Below are 25,304 nucleotides of genomic sequence, written 5' to 3'. Positions count from 1 at the left end.
CCGGCTCTTCCGTGTTGCATGCGCTCAGGATTCGTTGATGGCCCCGCCCGTAATTGATCTGCGTCCCTATTTCACCGCACTCGATGAAGTCGAAGGTGTGCTCGACTGGCCCGAGGTCTTCGGCAACTCAAATCCCGTTGAGTTCGATATCGGTTGCGGACGGGGCAAGTTCCTGGTCGATTCGGCCATCAGCCATCCCGAAACCAACTGGCTGGGGCTGGAACTGGACTTCACCGAAGGGCGACACGGCGCGAAACGTCTGGCCAAACGCGAACTTCCCAACGCCCGCGTCATCGGTGGGGACGCCAAGCAGTTCATGGCCAACCATGTTCGACCTCATTCGGTCGATGTCGCACGTGTCTACTTTCCTGATCCGTGGTGGAAGCGAAAACACCACAAACGCCGCCTGTTTACCGATGAATTTGCCGACCAGTTGGCACTCATCGTCAAGCACGGTGGCTACGTACACTCGTGGTCCGACGTGGGCGAGTATTTTGAAGTGATCTCGTCGCTAATGAATCATCACGTCGAGTTCATTCCGCAAGAACCACCCCCGGAACCAGCAGGCCTGGACGACAACGACTTTTTGACCGGCTTTCATCGCCGCGGTCGACGAATGGGCTGCACGATTCACCGTGGACTCTGGCTACGACGTTAGTTTCCGATTGGCGTGTGGGACAGACACGATCAGTTCCAGTGCATGGCAACGAATCAGGACGATTTACGGGACGTTCGAGAAGATCACCGCGCAATCATCCTCGTGAAGGGAGTTGATGCTGTGCCGAGAACTCACGGATCGATGGATTGGGCTGGCCTTCAGCGATCGGTGGATCGTCAGAATGGGGCGTTCGCCCCGCCAAATACGGTTCATAAAAGCTTCCAGCATGCTTCGTCGATCATCCCGCGAAGCAAGACCCCGACTTGGGTCCTCAGGGCATCCATGATCTTCTCGCTGTTCAGCCTCACCATCCTCTTGGCGCCCGGCGTGTCGACGGCGGCCGGACCATCACGACCCAATGTGATTGTGATCCTGACCGACGATCAGGGTCGAGGCGACTACTCGGCGTTCGGAACCAAGGACATCCGCACCCCCGCCATCGATCGACTCTGTCGCGAAGGAATGACGTTCGACAACTTCCGCGCCAATTCGTGCGTCTGTTCACCTACTCGCGCGGCGCTGCTGACCGGCTGTTTTCCCGATCGTGTCGGCGTCCCCGGCGTGATCCGTCATACGCACAACGACTCGTGGGGCTGGCTGGCACCACATGCCGTGTTGCTGCCCCAGATTCTGAAATCACAGGGATACCATTCTGCGATCGTTGGCAAGTGGCACCTGGGGCTTGCGTCACCGAACACGCCGACCGAACGGGGATTCGATTTCTTCCATGGGTTCCTTGGCGACATGATGGATGACTACCTCACTCATCGTCGCGGGGGGCAAAACTTCATGCGTCGCAATCATGACGTGATTGACCCCGAAGGCCACGCGACAGACCTGTTCACCGATTGGGCGTGCGACTATCTCGCGGAACGGGCGAAGGCTCAGACACGCTCTGACGCGGCACGCCCCAATACGCCGTTCTTCCTGTACTTGGCGTACAACGCACCCCACGATCCAATCCAGCCACCAACCGCATGGCGCGAGAAGGTCCGCCAACGCGAACCGGACATGGCCGAAGCGCGCGTGGGGTTGGTCGCCTTGATCGAGCAGATGGATGCCGGGATCGGCAAGGTTCTGGAGACTCTGGACCGCTTGAAACTGGCGGACAACACGCTGGTCTTTTTTACGTCCGACAACGGGGGATTGCTGCGGCATCAGGCCAATAATGGCCCATGGCGTAGCGAGAAACAGCACATGTACGAAGGCGGCTTACGTGTCCCCGCCATCGCACGCTGGCCGAATCACATCGAGAGCGGTTCGCACACGGCGCGGTCCGCCGTGACCATGGATCTGTTCGCAACGATCGCTGACGCGGCCGGGGCAACGACACCACAAGGCATTGATGGAATCAGCTTTCTGCCGACACTCTTGGGACAGGCTTCCGCTGAGAATGCCTTGGCCGACGCCCAGCGCGAGCTGTACTTTGTCCGGCGCGAAGGCGGTTCGGCATACGGCGGGAAAACCATCGAAGCTTTGATCCAAGGCGACTGGAAGCTGATTCAGGACAACCCGTTTCAACCGCTCGAGCTCTACAACTTGGCGGTTGATCCTCAGGAATCACGCAATCGCATCCACGAAGAACAGGCGATCGCAGCACGATTGTCAGCCTTGCTGCGAAAGCACATTCAGAACGGCGGTCAGGTCGCCTGGCAACGACCGACACAATAAGACGCGCGTGGATCCCGGGACGCCCGCAAAAGCAGATCGTCCCGGTCACACGTGGTTACAGAAAATCGAAGACGACACGACTTCGCGGTTCAGCGACCGCTTCCAGTGTCACTGACTTTGGCTTGAGGATCGATCAACTGTTCGGGGTGATCGAGGAACAAATAGTGTCCGTGATCTGCCGTGACGATCATGACCGACTCGTTCCAGTTGCTGTTTTTCTCAACCCAATCCGTAATCGCCTTGACGGCGTTATCTCCGGAAATCACCGCACCAATCGAGTTATCGAGATTGTTATCGTGGTTAGCCCAGTCAACATCACCCGCCTCCACCATCAACCAGAATCCTTTTGGGTTCTGAGCCAGAACATGAATCGCGGCTTCGGCCATGTCTTTCAGCGTCACGTTTTCCTGGACGTCGGCATCGGTATATTGCTCGGCCTTGCCGGAGCGACCTGGCGAAGGCTTGAAGTCACCATCCGCCGTTGCAAAGGGCAGGTGCCCCGTCGTGGCAACGCCATAATAACCCAGCAGCCGCTTGTGCTCTTTGATCGCTCGTTCGACGCCTTGCTGCAATGTCACGGGGCCTGCAATCCCCGTGGTTCGTTCCGCGATGACATACTTCCCACCGTTGTCGACGCTGACCTTGGCCTTGTCCGCATCGGTGAAGTACTGGTTCCCAACGACGAAGTTCTTTCCCTGGCCAGACGACTTCGGAATCTCGACGCCCCATCCTGTTCCGATCAGCACGTCGAGCCCAGCCAGAGGTTCGTTCGGATGAATGATCGAAGGCAGGCCGATCAAGTCTCGCGTCAGATCCTGATAGTCGTCGCGATGCACGTTATGAGCGTACGCCGCCGCAGGGGTCGCATGGCAAATGGGGACCGTGGTGACCGCACCCACCGAATAGCCGACCGCTTGCGCCAGGTGCGCGATCGTGGGCACCGGGGCACCATTCGCGTCGACATTGACCGAGTTGTTATACGTCTTGATGCCTGCGGTCATGCTGGTGGCAGAACTCGACGAATCGGTATAGGCCTGCTTGGTCGGATCAGTCTTTGGAGCCGTGATCAGATAAGGAATCTCGGGAGCGATTTCCCAGGGGAATCGTCCCCCACGGCTCGGATCATAGCCACCGAAAATCGAACCACCCGGATTCTTCACGGTCTGGGTGTCAACGTCGACCTCGGTGCCTTCATTGTGGGGACTCGTCACCATGTAACCGAACTCTGCGGTTCCCCCCGCGTTGTACTTCTGGAAGTGCAGCGCATCGCCCCGACCTTCGGTGTAGGTCACCTTTTGCTTCAAATAGATCGCGGCGGCTTGTGTCGTCTGCCAGTCCATCCCGTCGAACACCACCAGGAAGATGTGCTTCTTTCCGGCCTTCAAAGCGGCCTGCTGAATGTCGAACACATTCGTCTGGTCGAAATAGGTCGCATCGGGATTCAACGTCTTTTCAGGAACCCGACCATACAATCGCTTGAGCGCCGCCTCGGAATGATAAGGGTTCAGGGGCCCCTTGTAGCTGCTTTGCGAAATTCCCTCGGGTGCAGTCTTCGTTCCATACGAATAGACGGGAATCAATCGATTGCTGTGCGAACTCCAACTGACATACCTGTCCTCCTTGTCGCCCCAATGCGCAACAGGTGCCTTTCCTTCCTTGATCGCTTCGGTCTGCAGGTCTCGGACATAGTCGTTTGCACCGACATCGATCCCGCACAGCAACGCGCTGGCAATCCCCAAACATACGGCAAATCGACGGTCAATCATGAAACCGGAATCCTTAAACATGCAAATCCGCGCGACGCGAGGACCGCTCAAAGAATGTGCCATTCAGTCCATTCGCAGAACCTGATTCAACCCTCGATTTTAACAAGGATCCCAGCACAAATGACCTGAGAACGATGGATTTTTGGTAATCCGCGGGCATCCGCCTAAGGGCCAAGGATTAATCGGGATCGGGAATCGGTGTCCCCTGATGAAATCGCATCCGCCAACCGTCGCTCGTACGACTCCAGATCGAACTTCGCCTCGGCCTGAAGACCGTGCCGTTACTGCTCGTGACTGTACTGTTGTAGGTCACCTGAGCGAGATTCTGATCCAGCCGCCGAATTTGAAAATCGGCCAGTGGCAAGACCGCATTGATCGGACCACTCGGCATCGAAACAACGTCGTCGCGAGCATAAACATTCCCGGATCGCCCGAACTCAAAGAAATCGGCGGCCATGACGGTGTCGAGATAGGCCCTGTCGAAGCGAGATGTTTCACGCCACAGCGATTCTTCCAATCGTTGAAGCAGGTCACGGTCAGCCTCAGAGAGTTCCGTCATTGGTGCCATCCATCAAGACGATCTGACGTGAATTCAATTCTCAACAAACTCAACCAGTCGGCGGTACGTCTCATCGGCGGTCTTCCATTTGACGGTACGCGCGGGATGCGGACTGGGTTGCCCCACCGCAAGCGGATGCACCACACCAAGCTGGGCACCCGAATCGATGCCCCCGGAATTGATCAGCGAAGGAATGGCGAAGACACCCGATCGACCACTTCCGGAATGACACGAACGACATTCCGCGGCCAGTTCGAAGAATCGCCCACGCGGGCCCCAGTCGATCGCGTTTTCGCTCTCAAAAATGATTCGATAAACGGGAAGGTCATCTGGTTCGCGTTGCAGCCCGCCATGCTTCATCCCCGCAAACGCAAGTCGCCGCTTGAGCGTATACTTGGTGGCATTGAATCCAAGACCGGTGTTCGTACTGGGATCGCGACCTCCATCGACAGTTTTGAACATGTTGACGCGAACAGATTCCACCAGCGGCGTGGGGACGGGCTTCATGTTCGGATCGAGTGCAATCAAGAACTGCAGCAACGCGACTTCCGTCCCCTCGGGAACCTGTGGAGCATCGGGCTTCAGCATGATGCTGCCGTGCTGGCCCGACGCCTTCCAATCGATTCCCGTCGCTTCCACCTCCTGGAGATACTTCTCGAGTTGCGAGCGACCGCCGGGAAATCGATAAAACACGCGAAAGTACGATCGGCCCCGAAAGGCGCGGGTGTGCAAGAAGACGAAGCGGCGTTCGATGTCTTGCGTCACTTTGGGTTGATAGAAGTCGAGCTCTTGCCATTCGTCGTCCTCCGTCAGCAATCGCGAGGGAAGATATTCGCGTTGGGGATCGAACTGATGCGTGTCAGTAAAATGCCCCGATTCGAGTGCCAATTGATAGTTGTTGGGCAACTGTGCGAGAGTTTCAACCGGCAGGGCCAGCGACTGGATAACCTTTGCCAAGCGACCGCAGAGTCGCGCACGTCGCTGGCGGGTTTCAACGTCACCACGGCGAGAGATGTTTTGACTGACCAGAGAATCAAAGACCGCCCACAGGTCGCGCTGGAGCATGACGCGCCGAATGGGATCGGTCGTCATGCGTTCGGCACGCTCCTGCTGGAACTGATCGAGCAACCCCACAAGCCGCGCGACGGTTTCCGGTTCGTCCCAATATGTTGTTCCCGGCCAGGCAAGAAAATCAATCGAATCCCCCCCTTCAATTCGGGCAATGGGAGTTCCACCACGCTTCGAAGGCAACAGGCTATGACGGATCGAGATGGCCGCAAACAATCGATTCCAAACGTGCTGAGGATCGGCATCGTAGAGCGGCAATGGGTCCGCAGTGCGAAGCGATCCCGCGAGTTCGCCCGTGTGGTGGTACGCCGGATCAAGGGCATCGAGCTCAGCGGCGATCAGTGGCCGTGTTCCCAGAACCACCGTCAACCAAGCCAGCAATAGTCGGAGGTCTCTATTCAATGGACTGATCCCATATCCAAAATACGTCGAGCTCGACAGATTGATTTTCCGCGACACGCGCTTTCAACGCATGATACGAGCGAATCACCCTGCATGAGCAGGGACAGCTTTTTTTTCTGATCACGTGGACTGTCGGCCCACTCATGGCAAATCTTCATGCACGCCATTTGCGGCGCCAACGAACTTCGAATGCACATCTCCAAGGAAACCCCATGAGTAGCGGTCAACCCATCCCCGAAGATCCGCGAAATCGCTTCGCTGGCGAGCGGACATTGCTGGCATGGATCAGAACGGGCCTGGCCATGATGGGATTCGGATTCGTCGTTGCGCGATTCGGGTTCTTCCTGCGAGAAATTGCCGCCATGGGAAAGATTCCCGTTTCACATCATTCTGGGTTCTCGTTGTGGATTGGAATCGTGCTCGTCCTGGTCGGCACCGCCGTCAGCCTGCTTGCCGGATGGGAACATGCCAGATTCATCCGCCGTTTGAACCAGAACCTTCCCTATGAACCACCGCGCTGGCCGCTGGGCTTGATCGTCGTGATGTTTATGGGCGTCATCGGACTGTTAATGGCCGCCTATCTGCTGACGCTCGGAACCGCAAACCCGCAACCTTCGGAGACGGAAAGATCCACAACGGCGATCCGAATTCGCGACCCCAGACAATCCCAAGAGCAAGAGTATTTGATGCGAATTCGATTCGCGCCATCGATCGTGGGTGACGCGGGACGACAGGTTTCAATCGCGCAGGAATTGCTCTCGTGACTATGCCTTGGCATGTCGACGCTGAGGTTCCGTATTTGGCAACAGGGCCGTGAACAAACCGAATAGCGGCAGGTAGGCACAAATTTGATAGACGTATTCGATGCTCGTCTTGTCCGCCAACCAGCCCAGCACAGCGGCGCCGATGCCTGCCATCCCAAAGGCGAATCCGAAGAACAGACCGGCGATCATGCCGACCTGGCTGGGAACAAGCTCTTGGGCATAAACAATCATGGCGGAAAAGGCCGACGCCAGAATCAGCCCGATGGGAACGGTCAACACGACTGTCCAGAACAAATTGACATGCGGCAGGATGATCGTAAATGGCAAGACTCCCAGGATCGAAAACCAGATCACGGTCTTGAACCCCACCCGGTCACCGACGGGCCCGCCGCCCACTGTCCCCACCGCCACAGCGCCCAGGAAGACGAACAAGTAAATCTGGGCATCCGAGACAGACACGTTGAAACGCTGCATGAGGTAAAACGTGTAGTAGTTGCTGAGACTGACGAGATAGAAATATTTCGAGAAGATCAGCACGAGCAGCACCGTGATCGCGGCTCCAACACGCCAACGCGGAAGCGTTGGTCGGTCGACCGATACGGACTTTGGCTTGTGGATGCGGATCGAGCTCAGCTGCTGCTGATACCAACGACCGACGTTGAACAGAACCACCATCGCGGCCACGGCCCCGATCGAGAACCAGGCGATACTTGGTTGTCCCCAAGGAACGACGATGTAGGACGCGAGCAAAGGCCCCAGGGCCGACCCCGCGTTGCCGCCCACCTGAAACATCGACTGGGCAAAACCGTATCGCCCCCCCGACGCCAGTCGCGCGACCCGAGACGCTTCGGGGTGAAAGACGGACGATCCAATTCCCACCATCCCCGCCCCCACGAGGATCGCAGGAAAACTATTTGCCATCGCGAGCAAGATTAAGCCCACGAATGTAAACCCCATCCCCGACGTCAATGAATAGGCCCAGGGGTGGCGGTCGGTAAAGAAACCAACCAGTGGCTGCAGTAATGACGCGGTCAATTGGAACGTGAACGTGATCATTCCAATTTGAAAGAAGGTGAGCGAATAGCTTTCCTTGAGCAGAGGATAAATGGCATTGATCAAGGACTGCATCACATCATTGAGTAGATGTGACAGACTGAGCGCCACCAGGACGGAAACCGCGGCGTTCGCTTGCCGAGGTTGAGAACTCTCCGTGATTTCCGCCATTGCCTCAGTAGCCATCAATCGACCTATCCGTTTCTGCTGAAATTGCCTTCAACTATCTTCCGATATACACGCCAACACCGGGACTGCTGTACCCGAAGCCGTAGCGTCCACGTGGCCCCACGACGCCATAGCCGTAGGCAGGTGGAGCGTAGACGGGAACCGGTGCGGGTGCCACATACGTCGGTCCCGGGTAAACCGGTGATGAATAAACCACACCTGGCGCCGGAGCGGGAATCACCGCTGGGGGCGGTGCGACCACGACCGGAGGAGGTGCCACGACGACGGGGGGATAGCCATAGACAGGTCGGCCGTAGCCGTAATAGTGCCGATGGTGATGCCCCCAACCTGGCTGCGCAAATGCCGATCCCGTGCAAACAAGACTCAAACATACGACAGAAAAAAACAATTTGATCGAAGTCATGCTGGTTCCCTTCCAGTTACAAGTGATTGATTGTCACGAACCGCCAAGGTGGCACCACAGCACCGTCAGCCATTTTTTCATGGCTGTCTTCGCCTGAATCACATCCAGGCCTCAAACATGACTTTGTGGATTAGGACACACTCGCGGCAACGAGGTTCGAACAACAATAGGTTCTCAAGCAGCTTTTGTTCCTGCCCGGCCTGTGCCAGCGTCAGGCCACCGATTCCGGCGGAAACTGCCGGTGAGGTGTAGTGAATTTGCGGATCTTCGAGGAGGCGAGGTTCCGGGAAACAGACGACATTTCAGGTTTGACAGAAATTCCTGGTGAAATCGCCACAATGCGACTTACCATGTCTCCACACGTAATGAACACCGTTCCAGTAGACTGGCCTGACAACATCCGTAAGACCTGACAATGGAATTCTTGATCGCATTGCCCGCGAAAGCTAAGATCGCGATGTCGTCATGCGGGCCAAATGAATCGGAAATGAGGCGACGGAATACAAGATCAGCCTGTTGTAACGAAGGTGTTAGCCACCTTTGCACGAGATATCCCATGCAGTTTCGGGGTCTGGAAGTACCAAGCCCCGCGATCTCAACAGCTGATTGTTTGATCTTTTGAGCTGAAGTTGCCGCAGTCCGAGTTCGAGCGACGAACTCTGTTTACTTTCTCATTTTCTCCAGCAAAGAAGTGCCGAGGACATGCCGAAATCGACGGACATCCGCATCAAGAATGCCGCTTGCGCCGTTGAACCGTTACCGTTTCGAGCCCCGCTGAAATTCGGCGGGCGCGTGATGGATAAAGCGTTCATCGTTAATGTTGATGTCGAAGTCGAATCACGCGATGGCAAACGCCACGCCAGTGGTTTTGGCAGTATGCCGCTCGGCAACATCTGGGCTTGGCCATCGGAAAAAGTCTCGCCGGAACAGGCCGAGAACACGATGCAGCGATTCATCGATGAAATCATCGATCTCGCCAACGAGTGTGGTGAGTTCGGCCACCCCATCGACCTCGTCTATCACCTTTCCGCCGAATACGACCACCTTGCCAAGACCTTGTCGAATCAACTGAAAGTGCCCGAACCGATGCCCGAGCTGGCTCAGTTGGTCTCAGCCAGTTCATTCGACGCCGCACTTCACGATGCCTACGGCCGACTGCATAACTTGAATAGCTTCGACACGCTGTCGTCGAAGTTCATGAACTATGACCTGTCGACTTATCTGGACGGCGAGTTCAAAGGTGAGTACCTCGACAAGTACACCCTGCGTCAGCCGAAAGAGCGGATGCCGCTGTACCATCTGATCGGCGCGCTCGACCCGCTCACCGATGCAGACGTCACGAAGAAGATCGGAGATGGACTTCCGGAAACATTGCCACAGTGGATCGCCCACAACGGCCTGACACACATGAAGATCAAACTGGCCGGCGATAACCTCGACTGGGACCTGGATCGAACCCTGACAGTTAATCGCGTCGCCGAGGAAGCGCAGGTGAAGCGCGGATGCACGACCTGGTTCTATTCCGTGGACTTCAACGAGAAGTGCCAGAACGTCAGCTACGTCGTCGAGTTCCTGAACCAGATCAAAGCGAAATCACCGGCCACGTTCGAACGGATTCAATACGTCGAGCAACCGACGCATCGCGACCTGAAGGCGCATCCTGAAAACAAGATGCACGAAGCCGCCAAGATCAAGCCCGTGGTGATCGACGAATCACTCGTGAACTTCGACACCCTGCAATTGGCCCGCGAACAGGGTTATACCGGTGCCGCGCTCAAAGCCTGCAAGGGACAGACCGAGACGTTGCTGCTGGGGGCCGCCGCGCAGAAGTACGGCATGTTCCTTTGCGTTCAGGACCTGACCTGCCCGGGATATTCCTTCCTGCATTCGGCCAGCATTGCCGCACACATTCCGGGAGTCGCCGCGATCGAAGGGAATGGGCGTCAGTATTGCCCGGCCGGGAACAAGCCGTGGAACAAACGATTCCCAGCGATGTTCGACATCACCGACGGAACCGTTGGGACCGGGATCCTGAACGGAATCGGACTCGGCATCTGAACAGGATGGCTGATGACGTAGGCCGCCAGCAGGCCAGAACCCCTCGCAGCCTGTCCTGATGCATAAAAAAACTTCGCCCTGAACGATCAGTTCGTTCAGGGCGATCTCATACGCTGGCGATGGAAGCAAACCGCCCAAACTTACAACAGAATCGTTTGTTCGCGGTCCGGGCCGATGCTGATGAACTTGGCGGGAACCTCTAGCAGCTCCACGATCGTATCGACGTAGCGCCGCGCACCGGCGGGCAGATCGCTCAGCTTCCGTGCCCCGGTAATGTCCTGCTTCCAGCCGGGGATTTTTCGGAAGATCGGCTTGGCAACTTCCAGGTCTTCAACATGCGAAGGGAAGTCTGTGGTGCGTTCGCCGCGAATCTCGTATGCCTCGCAAATGTTGAGCTCGTCAAGCTGAGCCAGCACGTCGAGCAGCATCACGGCAATCTCATCGACACCGCAAACGCGGGCACCATACGCCGTCGCGACAGCATCGAACCAACCACAACGACGCGGACGTCCCGTCACGGTTCCGTACTCGTGCCCCACATCGCGGATATGCTGACCAATCTCGTTGTGCAGCTCCGTCGGGAAGGGGCCTCCTCCCACGCGGGTGGTATAAGCTTTCACAACACCGATCATCCGATTGATCGCTCGCTGCGGCACACCACTCCCGCTGTGAATTCCCGCGGCCGAGCTGTTGGAACTGGTGACGTAAGGGAACGTCCCGTGGTCGACATCCAGCAGCCCGCCCTGAGCGCCTTCAAACAGGATGTTTTGTTTTTGCTTCAAAGCCTTATGGAGCCATGCGGTCGTATCCACCACGTGAGACTCGAGCTTTTGAGCGTACGTTTGGTACTGAGCATAGATCGCGTCGGCATTGAGTGGCTCGAGCGAGGGATCGAGTGCTTTCAACGTCAAGTTCTTGAATGCGACGATGTCCTTCAGCTTATCGCGAAGAGATTCGGGATGATAAAGATCGCCGACGCGAACGGCATGTGTTCGCCCCGCCTTGTCGCGATAGCAGGTTCCAATTCCACGACCGGTGGTCCCGATGGCATGGTCACCACGTCGTTGCTCGAAAACGCGGTCTTCGACGATGTGATACGGGAAGATCACGTGAGCACGATCGCTCAGCAACAGATTGCGGCCATCGACGCGAATACCGCGATCGGTCAACGACTTCATCTCGTTGAGCAATGCTTCTGGATTGACGACCAGACCGTTACCGATGACGGCCGTGACACCCGGACGTAGGATGCCCGTGGGAAGCAGCGACAGCTTGTAGGTTTGACCATCGAATTTGACCGTATGGCCCGCGTTGTTTCCACCCTGATACCGGACCACAACGGCGTGCGAATCAGTCAGAAAATCAACGATCTTTCCCTTGGCTTCATCGCCCCATTGCAAACCGACAACTGACGTGACTGACACGATTGCAAACCTTCAGTGAAAACATTCATTGGACGGCGAGAACGCACGTCTCGCGCGGCAGAACCGACAAGCTTGTGAGATTTTCGGGATGAGCGTCGTTCAGCAGTCCGAAACCGCCGGTGGGCTGATGTCGATCGAAATGCGATCCGTTCGACACGTGCCGTCATCCGGGAAAACGTTTTTCGGAACCTCGGGACGCGAAAAACGCGGGGCTGACTTCAACGTCAGCCCCGCGAGTCCCGTTCAGTCTACCGTTAAGGACACTCAATGTGGAGTGTCGTTCGCCCCGAACCGGTGAAAAAGCGTCGGTTCGGGACAGGTTTGCCGGCGTTACAGATATTGATTGATAATGTTCTCAAGCATTTCCTGACGGCCGGATTCATTGGGATTCAATGTCTCTTTACCCAGGACATACTTTTCGAGCGATTCGAAGGTCGCCTTGCCCGATTCGATCTCCGCACCGACTCCCGTATCGAAGCTACGATAGCGTTTCTTGACGAAGTCCTTCAGCACACCGTCTTTACGAATCGCCGCAGCGATCTTGGTTCCGCGTGCAAAGGCATCCATGGCACCGATATGCGCGTGGAATAGATCGATCGGATCGAAGCTTTCGCGACGCACTTTGGCGTCGAAATTCACCCCACCAGGAGCGATCCCACCCTGTTCCAGAATGACGAGCATGCACTGCGTCGTCAGATAGATGTCGGTCGGGAACTGATCGGTGTCCCAACCCAGCAGCAGATCGCCGGTGTTCGCGTCGATGCTTCCGAGCGCCCCCTGGATGCGAGCGTATTCCAATTCGTGCATCATCGTGTGACCGGCCAGTGTCGCATGGTTGGTCTCGATATTCAGCTTGATGTGATCAAGCAACCCATTGGCACGGCAGAAGTTCAGACACGCGGCAGCATCGAAATCATACTGATGCTTGGTCGGTTCTTTCGGCTTCGGCTCAAACAGGAATTGTCCCGTGAAGCCGATTTTCTTCGCGTAATCCACGGCCATATGCATGAACTTGGCCAAATGGTCCAGTTCGCGCTTCATGTCGGTATTAAACAGGTTGTGATAGCCTTCACGACCACCCCAGAAGACATAGTTTTCGCCACCCAATTCCTTGGTGACTTCCAACGCCTTTTTGACCTGTGCCGCGGCAAAGGCGAAGACATCGGCATTGCAGGTGGTCGCGGCACCGTGCATGAACCGTGGGTGCGAAAACATGTTCGCCGTGCCCCACAGCAGCTTAATTCCCGTCCGCTCTTGAGCGGCCTTCAGCGCTTTGACCACCGCATCCAGATTCTTGTTGGTCTGGGAAAGCGTCTCAGCTTCAGGAGCCACGTCGCGATCATGGAAGGCATAAAACGGACAACCGAGCTTTTCGATGAATTCGAAAGCCACGTCGACTCGCTTGACCGCGTTTTCGACGGAGTTTGAACCGTCATCCCAAGGACGCACCAGCGTCGCGGAACCGAAGGGATCGACACCCGTACCACGGAATGTATGCCAGTAACAAACCGTGAATCGCAGCAGATCCTTCAGCTTTTTGCCTTCGACCACTTCTTCAGGATTGTAGTGACGAAAGGCGAGTGGATTCTTGGAAGTGGGCCCCTCGTATGCGATCTTCGAGACTTCAGGGAAATACGCCATGGAAAAGCTGCCTGTTTTAAGGAGAGCGAAAAAATCAGACGAGTCGAACGTCTGATTTCACCGGTTCGCGGACCGAGTCGGGCAGAGTGTACCCGAGCCGAAACCAGCTCGCCATGGGTTGCGACCCGCGGTGCGAGTCGGATTTCCACACGTTTCTGGATGAATGAAGACGTTCACACTTCGCGATAAGTGTTCACTTTGCCGAAGCCGTTGCCGACGGCGGATCGCCTGCTCCGAAATACGAGGCGAGTTGTCCATGTCGATATTCAAAAATGCGCATCAGATCACGCCGAACCATCAGCCAGTGAATCAGTGCTCCGCCAGGGACGGCATAGTCGACGATGTCACGAACGAGCGTGCCACCATCTTTCATTTCAAAGGTATGCAGATGGTTCCACAAGCGGTACGGGCCCTTGAGTTGTCGATCAACGAACCGAAGCGGTGGTTGCCACTCGGTGATCTCGCTGCGCCAGCGGATCGGAATCCCATGCAATTTCAGGCGGTAATCGATCGTCGTTCCGGCAAACATGTCGACGGGACGAGGCGTGAGCACCTGAAAATTCAAGAAGGGGGGGGTGAGATCCTGAAGCCGGTAGGCATCTGCAAAGAACTCAAACACCTCGTCAAGCGGACGAGGCAACCATTGTTCGGCGCTGAGCCGATAGGTGCCGCGTTGAGTTGGGTGAGGCGAAATCGTGATCAATTCCACAGAGCCTTTCGAAAACGGCTGGCAACATGCGACGGCGATTTCCCTGGCAACTCTTTGTCATGGCATACGCCGAAGAACAAATAGCACGCCCCTCACAGGATTCCACTTCACAGAACCCTGACGTCCACAACAGAGCAATCATCGTTAAGGTTATAGGCAACACGACAAGACTCGCGATGAATACGGCGCATCGTATGAGAAAAGAACAGAGACGAAGCTCATCTTGGAGGACGGCTCCTTGCCCTCACTGTGTGGATCAGTTTCAGCCTCACCGCAGATTGGGCCATCCAGGCTTCACACGTCCATACGGTGCTCTCCGCTTCAAGCTGGGACGGATCGCCTCAATCTCGGCGTCGGACTGGGGCAGATTGAGGTCGCCTGCCCAATTGCTGAAACAGGGAAATGGCAGTCGTTCAAGAGGCAACGCGACGGCCCATCACCGCGTGCCAGGCGTCCAGCGCTGCCGAATTTCCAATCCAACGCACGCTCACACAGATTGGCCCTGATGGGATTATGTTCAACATCACGAAGTACGACAGACAGATGACCATCGTCTTCCATGAGCAAGGGAAACAACCGGTGTGCTTCCGATAGCACTCGCTCGAACGCCTCGTCATCCTCGATCACTTCAAACAACGGCAACCGCGCCACCGTCCGATCAAGCACGTGAAAGCAGTTTCACCGGGGCAGATGCGAGGGCGACGTAGCATCAAAAACCGCAATCGTTGGTCCACCAGAAATCCACTTATTGAGCTGCGTCCCCTTTTCCTTTCGCCACCCTTTTCCCCCGCCTTTTCTCCAGCCCCCGCTAAAAGGCACGGTCCTGTCGCCATCGCGACAGGACCGTAAACAGTATGCACTTCGTGACACTTGAGAATCACATTGAGCCAGCCTGGGTTCGAGCCATCAAAGCTGAAAGTCGGCAATACGCTCGCTGACAAAGTGCTCAAGAAGCAGCATTCGATGGTCGCACATCACATCGTATACATCGTTGGGCAGGCCATTTGAATCACCAAAATGATCGATCCCACCGCAAATGCCCCGCCACTGGCATTCTCCACAGTAGCTGTTTCTGCTCCAATCGAATGAATTCTTGAGAAATTGACGCAGGTCTTGACGAAGATTCGGAAGCGCTGCTTCGTCGCACTCCGCAATCTCACTCACATTTTTCCAAGGAAGACTTCGTGAGGGCGTCTGGCGATAGATGCCTACCACTCCAGCGGTATTCAGGTGAATCGGCAAGATCGTTGGCAAATCGAGCGCCCGGTTGCGTCCACCGTGCTTTGCCAGCATCGCCAATTCACTGACTGGAGCTAAACCGGCATCAAAGTGTGAATACTTCTTGTAGAGTCGGACCAGTAACTCGCAATAGTCTCGAGTGTCTGGCAATCCTGGATCAGACTCGGAGAATTCATAACTCGGATGCCTCGAAACGAGTGGGACCGAGAATCCGCCGTAGTGGTTAACCAGCAACATCTCTGCAATCGATTGCTCAATTTTCTTCAGATTGCCGTGGCCGGCGTAGATCACCATCGGAACTTGATAACCAAATTCTGACAGTCGGGCGATGGCGGATTTCTTTACGACAATCGAATCAACGCTTGGCCCCGCTGCCCCATAGCCGGTCGCATATCGAAGCTGAACACCGAGACGAAACATTTCGTCCATGGTGCCTTCATCAAGTTCGTCAAACTCCCCCGATAATCGAATACTCGCCTGCAGATTATTTGAGAGAGCCTCATTCAGCTTTTCGATCGACGAGATTGTCTCCGACCAATCTGGCGAAGGTTGCCGAAAATGAAATGTCACATTGAGCCGAGTGTTTGACTTGAGCAGATCGAACAAAACGACGATGCATTTACGTATCTCTTCTCGATGAACGCTGTCGAGTTGCGCGTCAACTTGAATCGTGACAAAAGGCTCGTGCTTAGGGTCGATCGGCCTGGAAAAGAATTCATTGAGTCTCGACTGAATTCGCTTCTCATCTTGGTGGTCTCCAAGACTCACATCGAAGGCCCTGGAGCCGGACGCATCGAGAATACGCAAGCGATCGCCATCTTTCTCACGGCAGATCACATCTTCGCCATTGAGTTGAAACATCACTTGTTGCACGCCCACTTAAAGTTCATTGAACAGAGTCCAGAGACCCTTCGAGATTCGGGTTCACGAATCCTCACCTGCAGTTCGGCAGCATCGTTTGCAAGAAGCTGAATCGACTATGCAAGGGGCAGCGCCCGCCGTTCAGCTATCCGCCGCGACACGACACACATCAGTTCAACTGTGAGTTCTTGTCTTTGTAGTAATGTGCCATAAACGTGGCATTGCCTTCTTTCAGAAGCACGTCGTGGACATATTGCCCGGCTCGCGCCCACACACGAGTCAACTCACAGGCATTGGGATGCCGTTTGTAGACCTTTCCAGTTTCTTCCAAGTTCTCGGCCGGACACCCTCCCGCACAGAACTTATTCGCAACGCAGATCTCACAATTCTGCTCGAGGAGATCTGTATGATTGGGTCGATCCAATTCGGCGCGAACCAGATCGTCAAATTGCTGGTAAATATTTCCAATTCGCCACGACTGATGATGATCTTTGTTCCAACGATGGCACGGCCAGATATCGCCATGAATATCCACAAGCAACAGTCCGCGCCCCGCGCCGCAAGCATGATTGGGGCGTTTGTCTCGGATAATCCCTTGAATGGCATCGTCGATCCCCTTCAAGTAGATAAATCGCCCTTGGCGGAATTCATCCATTACCAAATCGCAAACTCCCATCAGTTCCTTCTCATAGGCTTGAATGCTCTCCGGACTCCAGAAAGATGGACCACCGGGAACAAACGCGACATTGATGTAACCGAGCGATCGAAAGTATTTGTAACTCTCGACGAGTGTGGCGGCGCTATCAGGAACGACCGTACTGCGCGCCGTCGTGTGTGGACGATATTGCAAGACCTTAGGTACGGATTTCTCCACGAGTTGCGATGACCCCCGTCCGCCCGTCGTTGGCCGGTTTCGATCTTGTACTTCCGGGGTCCCATCAATCGAAGTGTGAAATCCCATCCCCCACTTTTTCCAGAAACTCACGACTTCGTCCGTGACGAGTGTTCCGTTCGTTGTCATTCCGAAATGAATATTCTTCCCAAGCTGCCACGCTCGGCGTTTTCCAAAAGGAACCAGCTTTTTGATCAGCCGAAAACGAAGAAGCGGCTCGCCACCCATAAAATTCACGGCGACATTTTTCGTTGGACCGGATGCATGGAGCAGCCAAAGGACGGCATCGAATGCCACTCGCTCTTCCATGTGTTCATTCCATTTTTCTTTGAAACAATATGTACACCTCAGATTGCACTCGACGGTCAGATCAAGATCGATAAAGGTGACGAACGTTCCTTTGGTCGGCGTCGCGCCGAGATTCAAGCGTCTCTCATCGAAAGGCACCCCAGTATTGATCGCTTCGGAGTCGATCTCAGGAACGACTCTCGGAGCCGCGTTCCCGCCTGACGAACCGCACCCTGAGCTACACCCTCCCCCAGAGCAACCTGCCTTCATCCCTGCTGTCGGCGTCGAATCAAGAATGGGGAGCGAGATTTGCAACATAGATATCTGTCCTTTTGGAGAGATGACTTAAGCCGTAAGAACCACACTCGTGTTACGTCACCATTCACAGCCCGAAGCGAGGGGGACAGGCACATTTTCCAGGCTCATTGAAATCCGCCGCGCATCGACCAGAACAATCATTCCCAATGCCGCGGGAAAATGAGCCAGCCCCCGGCCTGCGAACGGTTCCTCGCGTGACTGATACGAACGTGTTGGCGCGAAGCGACCGCGCCATTTCAAGCAACGACCGGCACTTGGCAGCATCGACACCGTGGCTGCCAAGACAAGTGAGAGAGAGTTCTAAGAGGAGTATCCGCTACGTCGCAATTTCCGCCAAACAACGCATCCAACAATCATGATGACGATTGCAATGTTCGCCAGCACAATAAGTCGTCCCGTGGGACTCTGAACAATCGAATTCGCCTGCGCATTCGCTTTCATTGAGGCGGCCATCGCAGCCTCGGCAGCCTTGAGAGCCTTTTCAACTGCAGGCGGATTGTGCACCTTCCAATCCAATTGCTCGGCATTGATGGGCGGCATGCTTGCCGTGCCAAACAAGTCTCCAGATTCAATCGAGTTCCAACTTGAGCGATCCAGTAACACCCTCATTGAATCCCCCACCACGGCCCGCCCAGCCATCGGCCCCGGCGCATTGAAGTACTGCTCAGAAATTCCTTCCTCGGGAACCCAAATTGAATCGGCCACCTGATGAAACTTCGCCACATGCGATCGAGTGTACAAGTATGGTTTGCCACTGACGATCGAGTACTTCTCAATGGTGGTTGGTATGTAGCCATACTTGGCATCCATCCAAATGCACACCGGACCTTGCAATTGAGGGTGAGACAATTCGATTCCAAACTCACCATTTTCAGCAGATGGCTCGCGCATTTGAATCTTCGTTTCTCGCTTCTGAAGCAGCTCGGAAACGAGGTATCCATAGCAATTCTGATTGTAATATTTGAAGTAGTCCGAATCGAGGGCATATGAAAGACCGATCGCGAAGCCTTTGCGGCTCGACGTGATGAGCCCCCAAGCTTTGACCGCAGTCGTATGCGACTCGTCGTCGTCAACCGAAACCTCGACGCGCCTGCCATATCCTTGCGCGAGAACATCGCGAATCAACCTTGTCGACGCCTTTAAAGGCACATTTTCTTTGCCTGGTTGGGACACGTCTGGAAAGACCAGGGTTGTCACTTCCATTGTGACATCGTACGACTGGACCCTGTCGATGGCCTGAAGGCAATGCTTTGCGAGTTCGGCGGGTTCGTTTGCCAACACCTCGGTCACGAACAGTACGAACAGCGTCACAAAAAGCCCTGGAGATCGATGCCTCATTTCAACTACACTCGCTTCCAATGGCCCGGTGGTTCGTTCATGAAAATATCAAGGACTGCCGTCGGTCTTCACGCAGGCGCCGCCGCACCAACCCAACCTCGCTCACCTTAGACAGCACGCTCGATCTCTTTGCGCCGCCCCCGATGATGAGCCCTAGTCATTTTCGTAATTACCGAGAGACGAAGACAAGGCACGAGTCTCTTCGGTGAGAAATCTGCTGAATTTAGATCAGTTCCTTAGCAGCCTGTTGAAATAAGGGGAACTGGCACCTTCGTGTTCACCGTGTCATGGTATTTTTGAATCTGCGCGGAACCAGCCCCCGCGACTTGCAACAGCCTACTTGTATAGGCCTACACACAATTGGACTGTGGTACCAAACGCTTGAAAATGACTCTGAAGAACCTTTGCCCTCAATGCACCTCGCTGCCGCGATTTCGCGATGAAGCAATCACGATGAGCCACTCATAGCGTCGTGTTGACGAGCGCCGTACAGGAAATATCACTAAACCCGCAATCCGTATCCGAAGTTACGCACGTATTGTTAATCATACAGCTATCATCCGTGGTACAACTATCCGTAGTGCATCGATTAAACCCGCACGAATCGGTCGCACACGAATCGGTCGTGGTGCAAGTATTCGACGCCGAGCAAGTATTCGACGCCGTACACGTGTTCGTACCACAAGTATTGCTTTGCTGGCAGGACTCATTATTGCTCGTTGTGCATGTATTGGCCGCGGTGCAGATATTTCCGGTTGTGCAGGTGTTCGTACCACACGTATTCGATGTTGTGCAGGTATCAGGGCCACACGTATCAATCGTACATGAGTCGGTCGTACAACTATCTATGCCAGCACCACAATTCGCCGCCTGCACGTCTCCGGCCAATTGCGTCGCAACCCCAACGAGCGCAGTGGCCATCAACCGCACGAACCAACGGCGAGACATCGGCGACTCACGCTGAGCTCGCTCCTCAGCATCCGCGTCCTTCAATTCCGACAGCAAATCCGAGAACACTTGCCTGCCCATAATTCGTGCCTTCTTCTAGTGGTTCGCAAAACCACAACAAGAATTAACCACTTCCTCATTTAGATGACGACATAGCGCCCGACCGACCCAACACTCAAGCCGTCGACGGAGGCCCTATTTCATGCACAGTCTTGAACACGCGATTTGACACAAAGACACGAAAGCGGCGAATCCGCCAAAAACAGAAGAGGAAATCTCGCTAAAACCGAGACTTGGCACCTGCGGTCGCCGACCCAGCACCACTTCAAATCCGAATTGGTACGTCGATAAACCTATCGCGAGCAAACCAAGAAACAACACTCGCAAACAACCAGAGTAGAGCGCATCACCTTCATGATGAAGCAAGAAGCCGTCGCATTGCGCGAAAACAAGTCGACCTTAGTGAAGCCGAAAGCCAAGCATCACCGTCGGCGCATTCACATAATCATACGCAGCCAGGGCAAGATTATACAAACCGCAAATTCGTATACAACATGAATTCAAAAAAAAGCGAAATCTGGAAAAAAATGATCGAATGACGCGAACCAGCCTCGCAGCCTCGCCAGATTGGGGCAGAGGAAATGCGAATCTGGTTGCCAACAAGGCGAACGAGTACGCATCGAGAATCGTCGGCAGCCAAATGCGCGGCAGTGACGAAGGATCGCTGTCACTGTAATGCGAGAGAAGGCAACCGCTCACAGTCCAAAGAGACGGGGACAGGCACATTTTCCCGGTTCATTGGAATCCACAGTGCATCGACGACAGCAACCTTTCCCTTTGCCGCGGGACACTGAACCAGCCCCCGGCCTGTGAACAGTTACCGAGAGCAGGCCACAATTGTATCGCAGCTCAGAACGATTCTATTACAATCCAGTTGATGGCGATAAGACGAATCGACCTCGACGTCACCATCAGCTATGGCTGGGGCGGACGGCAAAAGGTTCCGCTCGACTGTTAATCACCTCAGCCGCGAAGACGCAAGGCAGTCAGACGCGATGAAACAAAACGAGTCTTGCAAATGCCCGTCGTTCCCAATTGAGAGTCGGAAGAGTGCTCACTTCGTCGAATCCACGAACGGCGACTGGTGCACACGGGCAGTCTGTCTGGTGTTGGTTTGCCACGCCGTATTACTGGGATGGTCGGCCATGTGGCAAAGTCCGACATCAAATGAACCGGCACACTTGGCCTCGGGGGTCGCTCTGTGGGAACTCGGGCGATTCGACGTCTACCGTGTGAACCCACCACTGATCCGGGCAATCGCCGCGATTCCGGTGATGATGAACGGCTGCAAGACTCACTGGAACAATCTCCGCTACGGCCCCCAAGTGCGATCAGAATTCGCGATTGGAGCCGATTTCGTCAAAGTGAACCGCCTCGATTCAGTTCATCTGTTCAACCTTGCCCGATTGGCCTGCCTTCCTTTCAGCATATTGGGTGCCTGGTGTTGCTACCTTTGGGGACGTGCATTGTGCGGGTCCTTGTCTGGGTTTTTGTCGTGTGTGTTGTGGTGCTTCAGCCCCAATATTCTCGCGGCGGGTCAGGTGATTTGCCCAGATATGGGCGGCGCTTCACTGGGACTTGTCGCCTCTTACACGTTTTGGCGGTGGCTGAAAGCGCTTTCGTGGGAATCAGCGGCACTTTGCGGGGCGACGTTCGGATTGGCATTGCTCGCAAGATCGTCGTGGATTGTGCTGTTCGGGCTTTGGCCGTCGATATGGTTCGTCGTGTTCCTGTTGCAGATACAAAAAAATGGCGTGAGCACGAGCCTGCGAAGTCAAATTGGCCAAATGACGCTTTTGTTCGGCGTATCGCTCTATGTGCTCAACCTTGGATATCTATTCGATGGCACACTGATGCGGTTGGGCGATTTCGAATTTGTCAGCCAGCGACTGGGAAACCCCCAACCCGATGCACGTTCGGGGAACGTCTTCAAAGACGGCCATTTCGCCTTTATTCCGGTGCCGCTTCCCAAAGAATTCGTACTCGGACTGGATCAGCAAAAGAAAGACTTCGAAGCGTTTCCGCATGCATCCTATCTACGCGGCGAATGGCGCATGTCCGGTTGGTGGTACTACTATCTATATGGTTTTTTGGTTAAAGTGCCCGCAAGCATTCTCTGCCTTGTCCTGATTTCCATTTGCGTGTCATTTCAAAAGCTTCCCCGCATCGAGCTCGATCACGTGGCAGGTTGGATGTCCCTCTGCCTTCCAGGCCTTGCGACGGTCGTCATCCTCAGTTGCCAACCCTCCTTGAATCATCACTTTCGATATGCCCTGCCTGCGTTCGGACCACTGTTCGTCTTCGCCGGTTCGATTCCATTCACGATCCGTCGTTGGAAACAGAATCTCCGCTTGGCCGTGATAGCCCTTACGATGACCTGCGTGGTTTCATTGATAACGACAACCCTCACAACGGCGCCGCGGTTCATATCATTCTTTAACCTGGTCGCTGGCGGTGCACGCCAAGGCCATCGCCACATGATTCACAGCAGTTTGGATTGGGGACAAGATCTGTACTTTCTGAAGGAATGGCTGCAGCAGCAACAGATCGATCAGCCGATTCACTTGGCATATCATGGCGTATTTGATCCCGCCGATATTGGAATCGATCATGTGCCAGCAAGATGTGGCCCACACTGGATGACATCAGCCTCGCCCGACGAAACATCCGACTTATGGGTCATCAGTGTCAACTATCTGGTTGGTGACCGATGGCGATTGTCACCCAACTGTCACTATGAAGAGTTCTTGCGAAAGACACCGATCCACGTTTGCGGAGACAGCCTCTACGTTTACAAGATTCCGCACGATCGCCGCGAGTAACGCAACTGGCGAGGCACTCCTTTCTTCAGGAGAAGGCGACCAGAGAACACTCACACGACTTCGGCGCACCGCATGAGGTCTTGCTTGGTGACTCGTTCTCCACTGAAGACGCGTGTGACGCGGCCGCGGGCTAATGTGACGATACGGTCTGAGTAGGCGAGTACCAGTTCTGGCTCCGTTGAAGCCAGGACGACGGCGGCGCCCTGGCGCTTCTGCTCGGCGACCAGTTCCATGATCTCGGCCTTCGCGTGCACGTCCATTCCGCGCGTTGGTTCTTCGAGCAGCAGGACGCGAATCGGCCCCAGCAGCCACTTGGCCAGGACAACCTTCTGCTGATTTCCGCCCGAGAGAGCGCCTGCGCGCAATGCGGGATTGGGCGGGTTGCAGCCGACACGCTCCAGCAGCGGTTGGCAGACCTGGTTCTCACGACGGCGAACGATCCAATTGCCCAGAGTTCGGCGTAAATGAGCGAGGGTTGTGTTATGCGAGATGGGAGCTCGTCGCGCAAGAGTCTGCGCGCGATCCGCTGCCACCAGAACGACTCCCTCACCGACGGCACTCGCCACGTCCCCCGTCCGGATGGGCTTTCCATCGACAAGGATCTGGCCTCCCTCGGGATTTACAGAGCCTCCCAAGGCATGAACCAGATCCTGATGCCCAGCTCCGACAAATCCATACAACCCCAGGCATTCGCCAGGCTTCACGTCGAGTGAGATCGATTCGAAACACCGACTTCGCATCAGTCCGCGAATTTCGAGACGAGCGGCTCCCTCGGCTGCGACAGGAAGAGCGGTTTCGACACATTCTTCCGAAGTCGATTCGGTCACATCACCGACCATTTCGCGAATGATGGTGGCCCGATCCAGATCACGCGACAGACTGGTCCGAAGCTTACGTCCATCTTTCAGAATCGTGACTCGATTGCAGATTGCCAGCACGTCTTCCAGGAAATGGCTGATAAAGACCATGGCAACGCCGCGCGTCTGCAGATGTTTGATCAGCTCAAAGAGTCGACGGGCTTCGGGTGGGCTGAGGGCACTGGTCGGTTCATCCAGAATCAAAACACGTGCCCCGCTGTGCAGGCCACGGGCGATCTCGATCATTTGCCGAATGACCAGCGGGTAATCGCGCAGCCGACGACGAACGTCGATCTGAATATCGAGCTCAGCGAGTGCCGCCGTTGCCTGCCGCGTCATCTCGCGCCAATCCAATTGCCCCCAGGCATTGACCAATTGACGCCCGAGAAACAGATTCTCGACCACGCTCAGTTGCTCGATGCCCGAGAGTTCCTGATAGACCATCGCGATGCCGTGCGACAAGGCCTCGCGCGGGGAACTGAGCCGGATCAACCGACCATCGAGCCGAATCTCGCCGGTATATTCGGGAACGACGCCCGCCAGGACTTTCATCAGCGTCGACTTTCCCGCGCCGTTACAGCCGACAAGCCCATGGACTTCCCCCGGTTGCAAGCTGAAGTCGACACCCGAAAGCGCGACAACGCCCCCAAAACGGACGCTGACGTCACGGCAATCCAGCAGCAGTGGAGCGGAAGAGTCGGACATCGCGGTATACCTCGTGCTGCGTCACGAATCAAAAGTCGAACTTTGGCACCGCGATACGATCCTCTTCAGCCACGCAGTGCGGCGCGATCCGGGAAGAATCGCACGGGCGCGGCATCTCTGACGAACGGTGAGCGGCAATCAATTTAAACGGGATCACTCGACGATAACGATTCGAGCTGTCGCTTGCGATCAAGCCACAGATGCCAGACGGCATTGAGAAAGACGATTTGGAAACTGACCGTCCAGAACATGCAACCAGTGCGGACTGACTGCCCCTCGCCAAGGACGAAAAATTCGAAGTGCAGTGCCAGAAGCATTGCGAGAACGCCGAACACTGCCGACGTCCGTCGATAATCGACGCAATAGGCTATGGCAGCAACGAGATAAAGCGGATTCGCCCACCACCAAAACAGGGGAAACATCATTAAACACTGCAAACCGAGTATGACGTCCTTCTTGCCCATGATCTGCAGTTCATAGGCAGGCAACACACAGGCGAGGACGTAGCAGCCACCCGAAAGCAGCACCCACTGTCGGCCTGGTTCCAGCAGCAGCGATTTCCAGTGTCGTTGGTTCATCGAAACAATCTTGAAAAGACACGAATCTTTCCG

General features: G+C 55.3%; 18 protein-coding genes. 5 read left to right on the top strand and 13 right to left on the bottom strand.

The features are described 5' to 3' along the window. The first annotated feature begins 37 nt into the window (after positions 1 to 37). Together trmB and OSO_RS0140265 are read left to right on the top strand one after the other, a co-directional pair. The gene (trmB, locus tag OSO_RS0140270; protein ID WP_010588355.1) at positions 38 to 658 is read left to right on the top strand and encodes a tRNA (guanosine(46)-N7)-methyltransferase TrmB; all 621 of its coding nucleotides are present in this window, start codon (positions 38 to 40) and stop codon (positions 656 to 658) included. A gap of 120 nt (positions 659 to 778) precedes the next feature. Beyond that, positions 779 to 2,329 (top strand): sulfatase family protein, encoded by a 1,551-nt coding sequence (locus tag OSO_RS0140265; protein WP_237729403.1) that lies wholly within the window; start codon positions 779 to 781, stop codon positions 2,327 to 2,329. Between the two features lie 89 nt (positions 2,330 to 2,418). On the opposite strand, the gene OSO_RS0140260 is transcribed toward OSO_RS0140265, so the two are convergent. From OSO_RS0140260 to OSO_RS0140250, 3 genes are all read right to left on the bottom strand, one after another. After that, the gene (locus OSO_RS0140260) at positions 2,419 to 4,095 is read right to left on the bottom strand and encodes an alkaline phosphatase (RefSeq protein ID WP_010588353.1); all 1,677 of its coding nucleotides are present in this window, start codon (positions 4,093 to 4,095) and stop codon (positions 2,419 to 2,421) included. 178 nt (positions 4,096 to 4,273) lie between these two features. Beyond that, on the bottom strand, positions 4,274 to 4,654 hold the full coding sequence (locus OSO_RS0140255; RefSeq protein WP_010588352.1) for a nuclear transport factor 2 family protein: 381 nt from the start codon (positions 4,652 to 4,654) through the stop codon (positions 4,274 to 4,276). A gap of 33 nt (positions 4,655 to 4,687) precedes the next feature. Further along, positions 4,688 to 6,124 (bottom strand): hypothetical protein, encoded by a 1,437-nt coding sequence (locus OSO_RS0140250; protein ID WP_157606239.1) that lies wholly within the window; start codon positions 6,122 to 6,124, stop codon positions 4,688 to 4,690. A 212-nt stretch (positions 6,125 to 6,336) separates the two neighbouring features. Between OSO_RS0140250 and OSO_RS47015 the strand changes: the two genes are divergently transcribed. Then, positions 6,337 to 6,888 carry a YidH family protein gene (locus tag OSO_RS47015; protein WP_010588350.1) on the top strand — a complete coding sequence of 184 codons (552 nt, stop codon included), beginning with the start codon at positions 6,337 to 6,339 and terminating at the stop codon, positions 6,886 to 6,888. Here the strand turns inward: OSO_RS47015 and OSO_RS0140240 are convergent, their stop codons facing one another. Together OSO_RS0140240 and OSO_RS47010 are read right to left on the bottom strand one after the other, a co-directional pair. Further along, positions 6,889 to 8,112, bottom strand: a complete 1,224-nt coding sequence (locus tag OSO_RS0140240; RefSeq protein WP_010588349.1) for an MFS transporter — start codon at positions 8,110 to 8,112, stop codon at positions 6,889 to 6,891. Positions 8,113 to 8,164: 52 nt separating this feature from the next. Further along, positions 8,165 to 8,533: a hypothetical protein gene (locus OSO_RS47010; RefSeq protein WP_010588348.1), complete on the bottom strand. Its 369-nt coding sequence runs from the start codon at positions 8,531 to 8,533 to the stop codon at positions 8,165 to 8,167. A 702-nt stretch (positions 8,534 to 9,235) separates the two neighbouring features. On the opposite strand from OSO_RS47010, the gene OSO_RS0140230 reads away from it, so the two are divergent. After that, positions 9,236 to 10,591: an enolase C-terminal domain-like protein gene (locus OSO_RS0140230; RefSeq protein WP_010588347.1), complete on the top strand. Its 1,356-nt coding sequence runs from the start codon at positions 9,236 to 9,238 to the stop codon at positions 10,589 to 10,591. A gap of 140 nt (positions 10,592 to 10,731) precedes the next feature. Here the strand turns inward: OSO_RS0140230 and OSO_RS0140225 are convergent, their stop codons facing one another. The 6 genes from OSO_RS0140225 to OSO_RS0140180 all read right to left on the bottom strand — a co-directional run bounded on the left by OSO_RS0140225 (position 10,732) and on the right by OSO_RS0140180 (position 19,301). Then, entirely contained in the window at positions 10,732 to 12,015 is a 1,284-nt protein-coding gene (locus OSO_RS0140225) for an adenylosuccinate synthase (RefSeq protein WP_010588346.1), read from the bottom strand. Between the two features lie 330 nt (positions 12,016 to 12,345). Further along, positions 12,346 to 13,656: a xylose isomerase gene (gene xylA, locus OSO_RS0140215; protein WP_010588344.1), complete on the bottom strand. Its 1,311-nt coding sequence runs from the start codon at positions 13,654 to 13,656 to the stop codon at positions 12,346 to 12,348. A gap of 193 nt (positions 13,657 to 13,849) precedes the next feature. Next, the gene (locus tag OSO_RS0140210) at positions 13,850 to 14,365 is read right to left on the bottom strand and encodes an SRPBCC family protein (protein ID WP_010588343.1); all 516 of its coding nucleotides are present in this window, start codon (positions 14,363 to 14,365) and stop codon (positions 13,850 to 13,852) included. Positions 14,366 to 15,271: 906 nt separating this feature from the next. After that, the gene (locus OSO_RS0140200; protein ID WP_010588341.1) at positions 15,272 to 16,483 is read right to left on the bottom strand and encodes a hypothetical protein; all 1,212 of its coding nucleotides are present in this window, start codon (positions 16,481 to 16,483) and stop codon (positions 15,272 to 15,274) included. 151 nt (positions 16,484 to 16,634) lie between these two features. Further along, positions 16,635 to 17,915: a radical SAM/SPASM domain-containing protein gene (locus tag OSO_RS0140190; protein ID WP_261340404.1), complete on the bottom strand. Its 1,281-nt coding sequence runs from the start codon at positions 17,913 to 17,915 to the stop codon at positions 16,635 to 16,637. Positions 17,916 to 18,263: 348 nt separating this feature from the next. Beyond that, positions 18,264 to 19,301 (bottom strand): hypothetical protein, encoded by a 1,038-nt coding sequence (locus tag OSO_RS0140180; protein WP_010588337.1) that lies wholly within the window; start codon positions 19,299 to 19,301, stop codon positions 18,264 to 18,266. A 2,153-nt stretch (positions 19,302 to 21,454) separates the two neighbouring features. Between OSO_RS0140180 and OSO_RS0140165 the strand changes: the two genes are divergently transcribed. Next, positions 21,455 to 23,131, top strand: a complete 1,677-nt coding sequence (locus OSO_RS0140165; RefSeq protein WP_010588335.1) for an ArnT family glycosyltransferase — start codon at positions 21,455 to 21,457, stop codon at positions 23,129 to 23,131. 50 nt (positions 23,132 to 23,181) lie between these two features. On the opposite strand, the gene OSO_RS0140160 is transcribed toward OSO_RS0140165, so the two are convergent. Next, a complete protein-coding gene (locus tag OSO_RS0140160; RefSeq protein ID WP_010588334.1) occupies positions 23,182 to 24,693 on the bottom strand; it encodes a sugar ABC transporter ATP-binding protein in 1,512 nt (503 codons plus the stop codon). A gap of 143 nt (positions 24,694 to 24,836) precedes the next feature. After that, positions 24,837 to 25,271, bottom strand: a complete 435-nt coding sequence (locus tag OSO_RS0140155) for a hypothetical protein (protein WP_010588333.1) — start codon at positions 25,269 to 25,271, stop codon at positions 24,837 to 24,839. Between the last annotated feature and the right edge of the window lie 33 nt (positions 25,272 to 25,304).

The organism is Schlesneria paludicola DSM 18645, assembly GCF_000255655.1.
GTDB lineage: Bacteria > Planctomycetota > Planctomycetia > Planctomycetales > Planctomycetaceae > Schlesneria > Schlesneria paludicola.
This window is presented reverse-complemented; position numbering and strand designations above follow the sequence as displayed.

Bases quoted from the DNA above. Each gene is read 5' to 3' on its own strand.
- OSO_RS0140240 (WP_010588349.1), bottom strand. From the start codon at position 8,112: ATGGCGGAAATCACGGAGAGTTCTCAACCTCGGCAAGCGAACGCCGCG.
- OSO_RS0140260 (WP_010588353.1), bottom strand. From the start codon at position 4,095: ATGATTGACCGTCGATTTGCCGTATGTTTGGGGATTGCCAGCGCGTTG.
- xylA (WP_010588344.1), bottom strand. From the start codon at position 13,656: ATGGCGTATTTCCCTGAAGTCTCGAAGATCGCATACGAGGGGCCCACT.
- OSO_RS0140230 (WP_010588347.1), top strand. From the start codon at position 9,236: ATGCCGAAATCGACGGACATCCGCATCAAGAATGCCGCTTGCGCCGTT.
- OSO_RS0140160 (WP_010588334.1), bottom strand. From the start codon at position 24,693: ATGTCCGACTCTTCCGCTCCACTGCTGCTGGATTGCCGTGACGTCAGC.
- OSO_RS47010 (WP_010588348.1), bottom strand. From the start codon at position 8,533: ATGACTTCGATCAAATTGTTTTTTTCTGTCGTATGTTTGAGTCTTGTT.
- OSO_RS0140155 (WP_010588333.1), bottom strand. From the start codon at position 25,271: ATGAACCAACGACACTGGAAATCGCTGCTGCTGGAACCAGGCCGACAG.
- OSO_RS0140180 (WP_010588337.1), bottom strand. From the start codon at position 19,301: ATGAGGCATCGATCTCCAGGGCTTTTTGTGACGCTGTTCGTACTGTTC.
- OSO_RS0140255 (WP_010588352.1), bottom strand. From the start codon at position 4,654: ATGACGGAACTCTCTGAGGCTGACCGTGACCTGCTTCAACGATTGGAA.
- OSO_RS0140165 (WP_010588335.1), top strand. From the start codon at position 21,455: ATGTGGCAAAGTCCGACATCAAATGAACCGGCACACTTGGCCTCGGGG.
- OSO_RS0140190 (WP_261340404.1), bottom strand. From the start codon at position 17,915: ATGAAGGCAGGTTGCTCTGGGGGAGGGTGTAGCTCAGGGTGCGGTTCG.
- trmB (WP_010588355.1), top strand. From the start codon at position 38: ATGGCCCCGCCCGTAATTGATCTGCGTCCCTATTTCACCGCACTCGAT.
- OSO_RS47015 (WP_010588350.1), top strand. From the start codon at position 6,337: ATGAGTAGCGGTCAACCCATCCCCGAAGATCCGCGAAATCGCTTCGCT.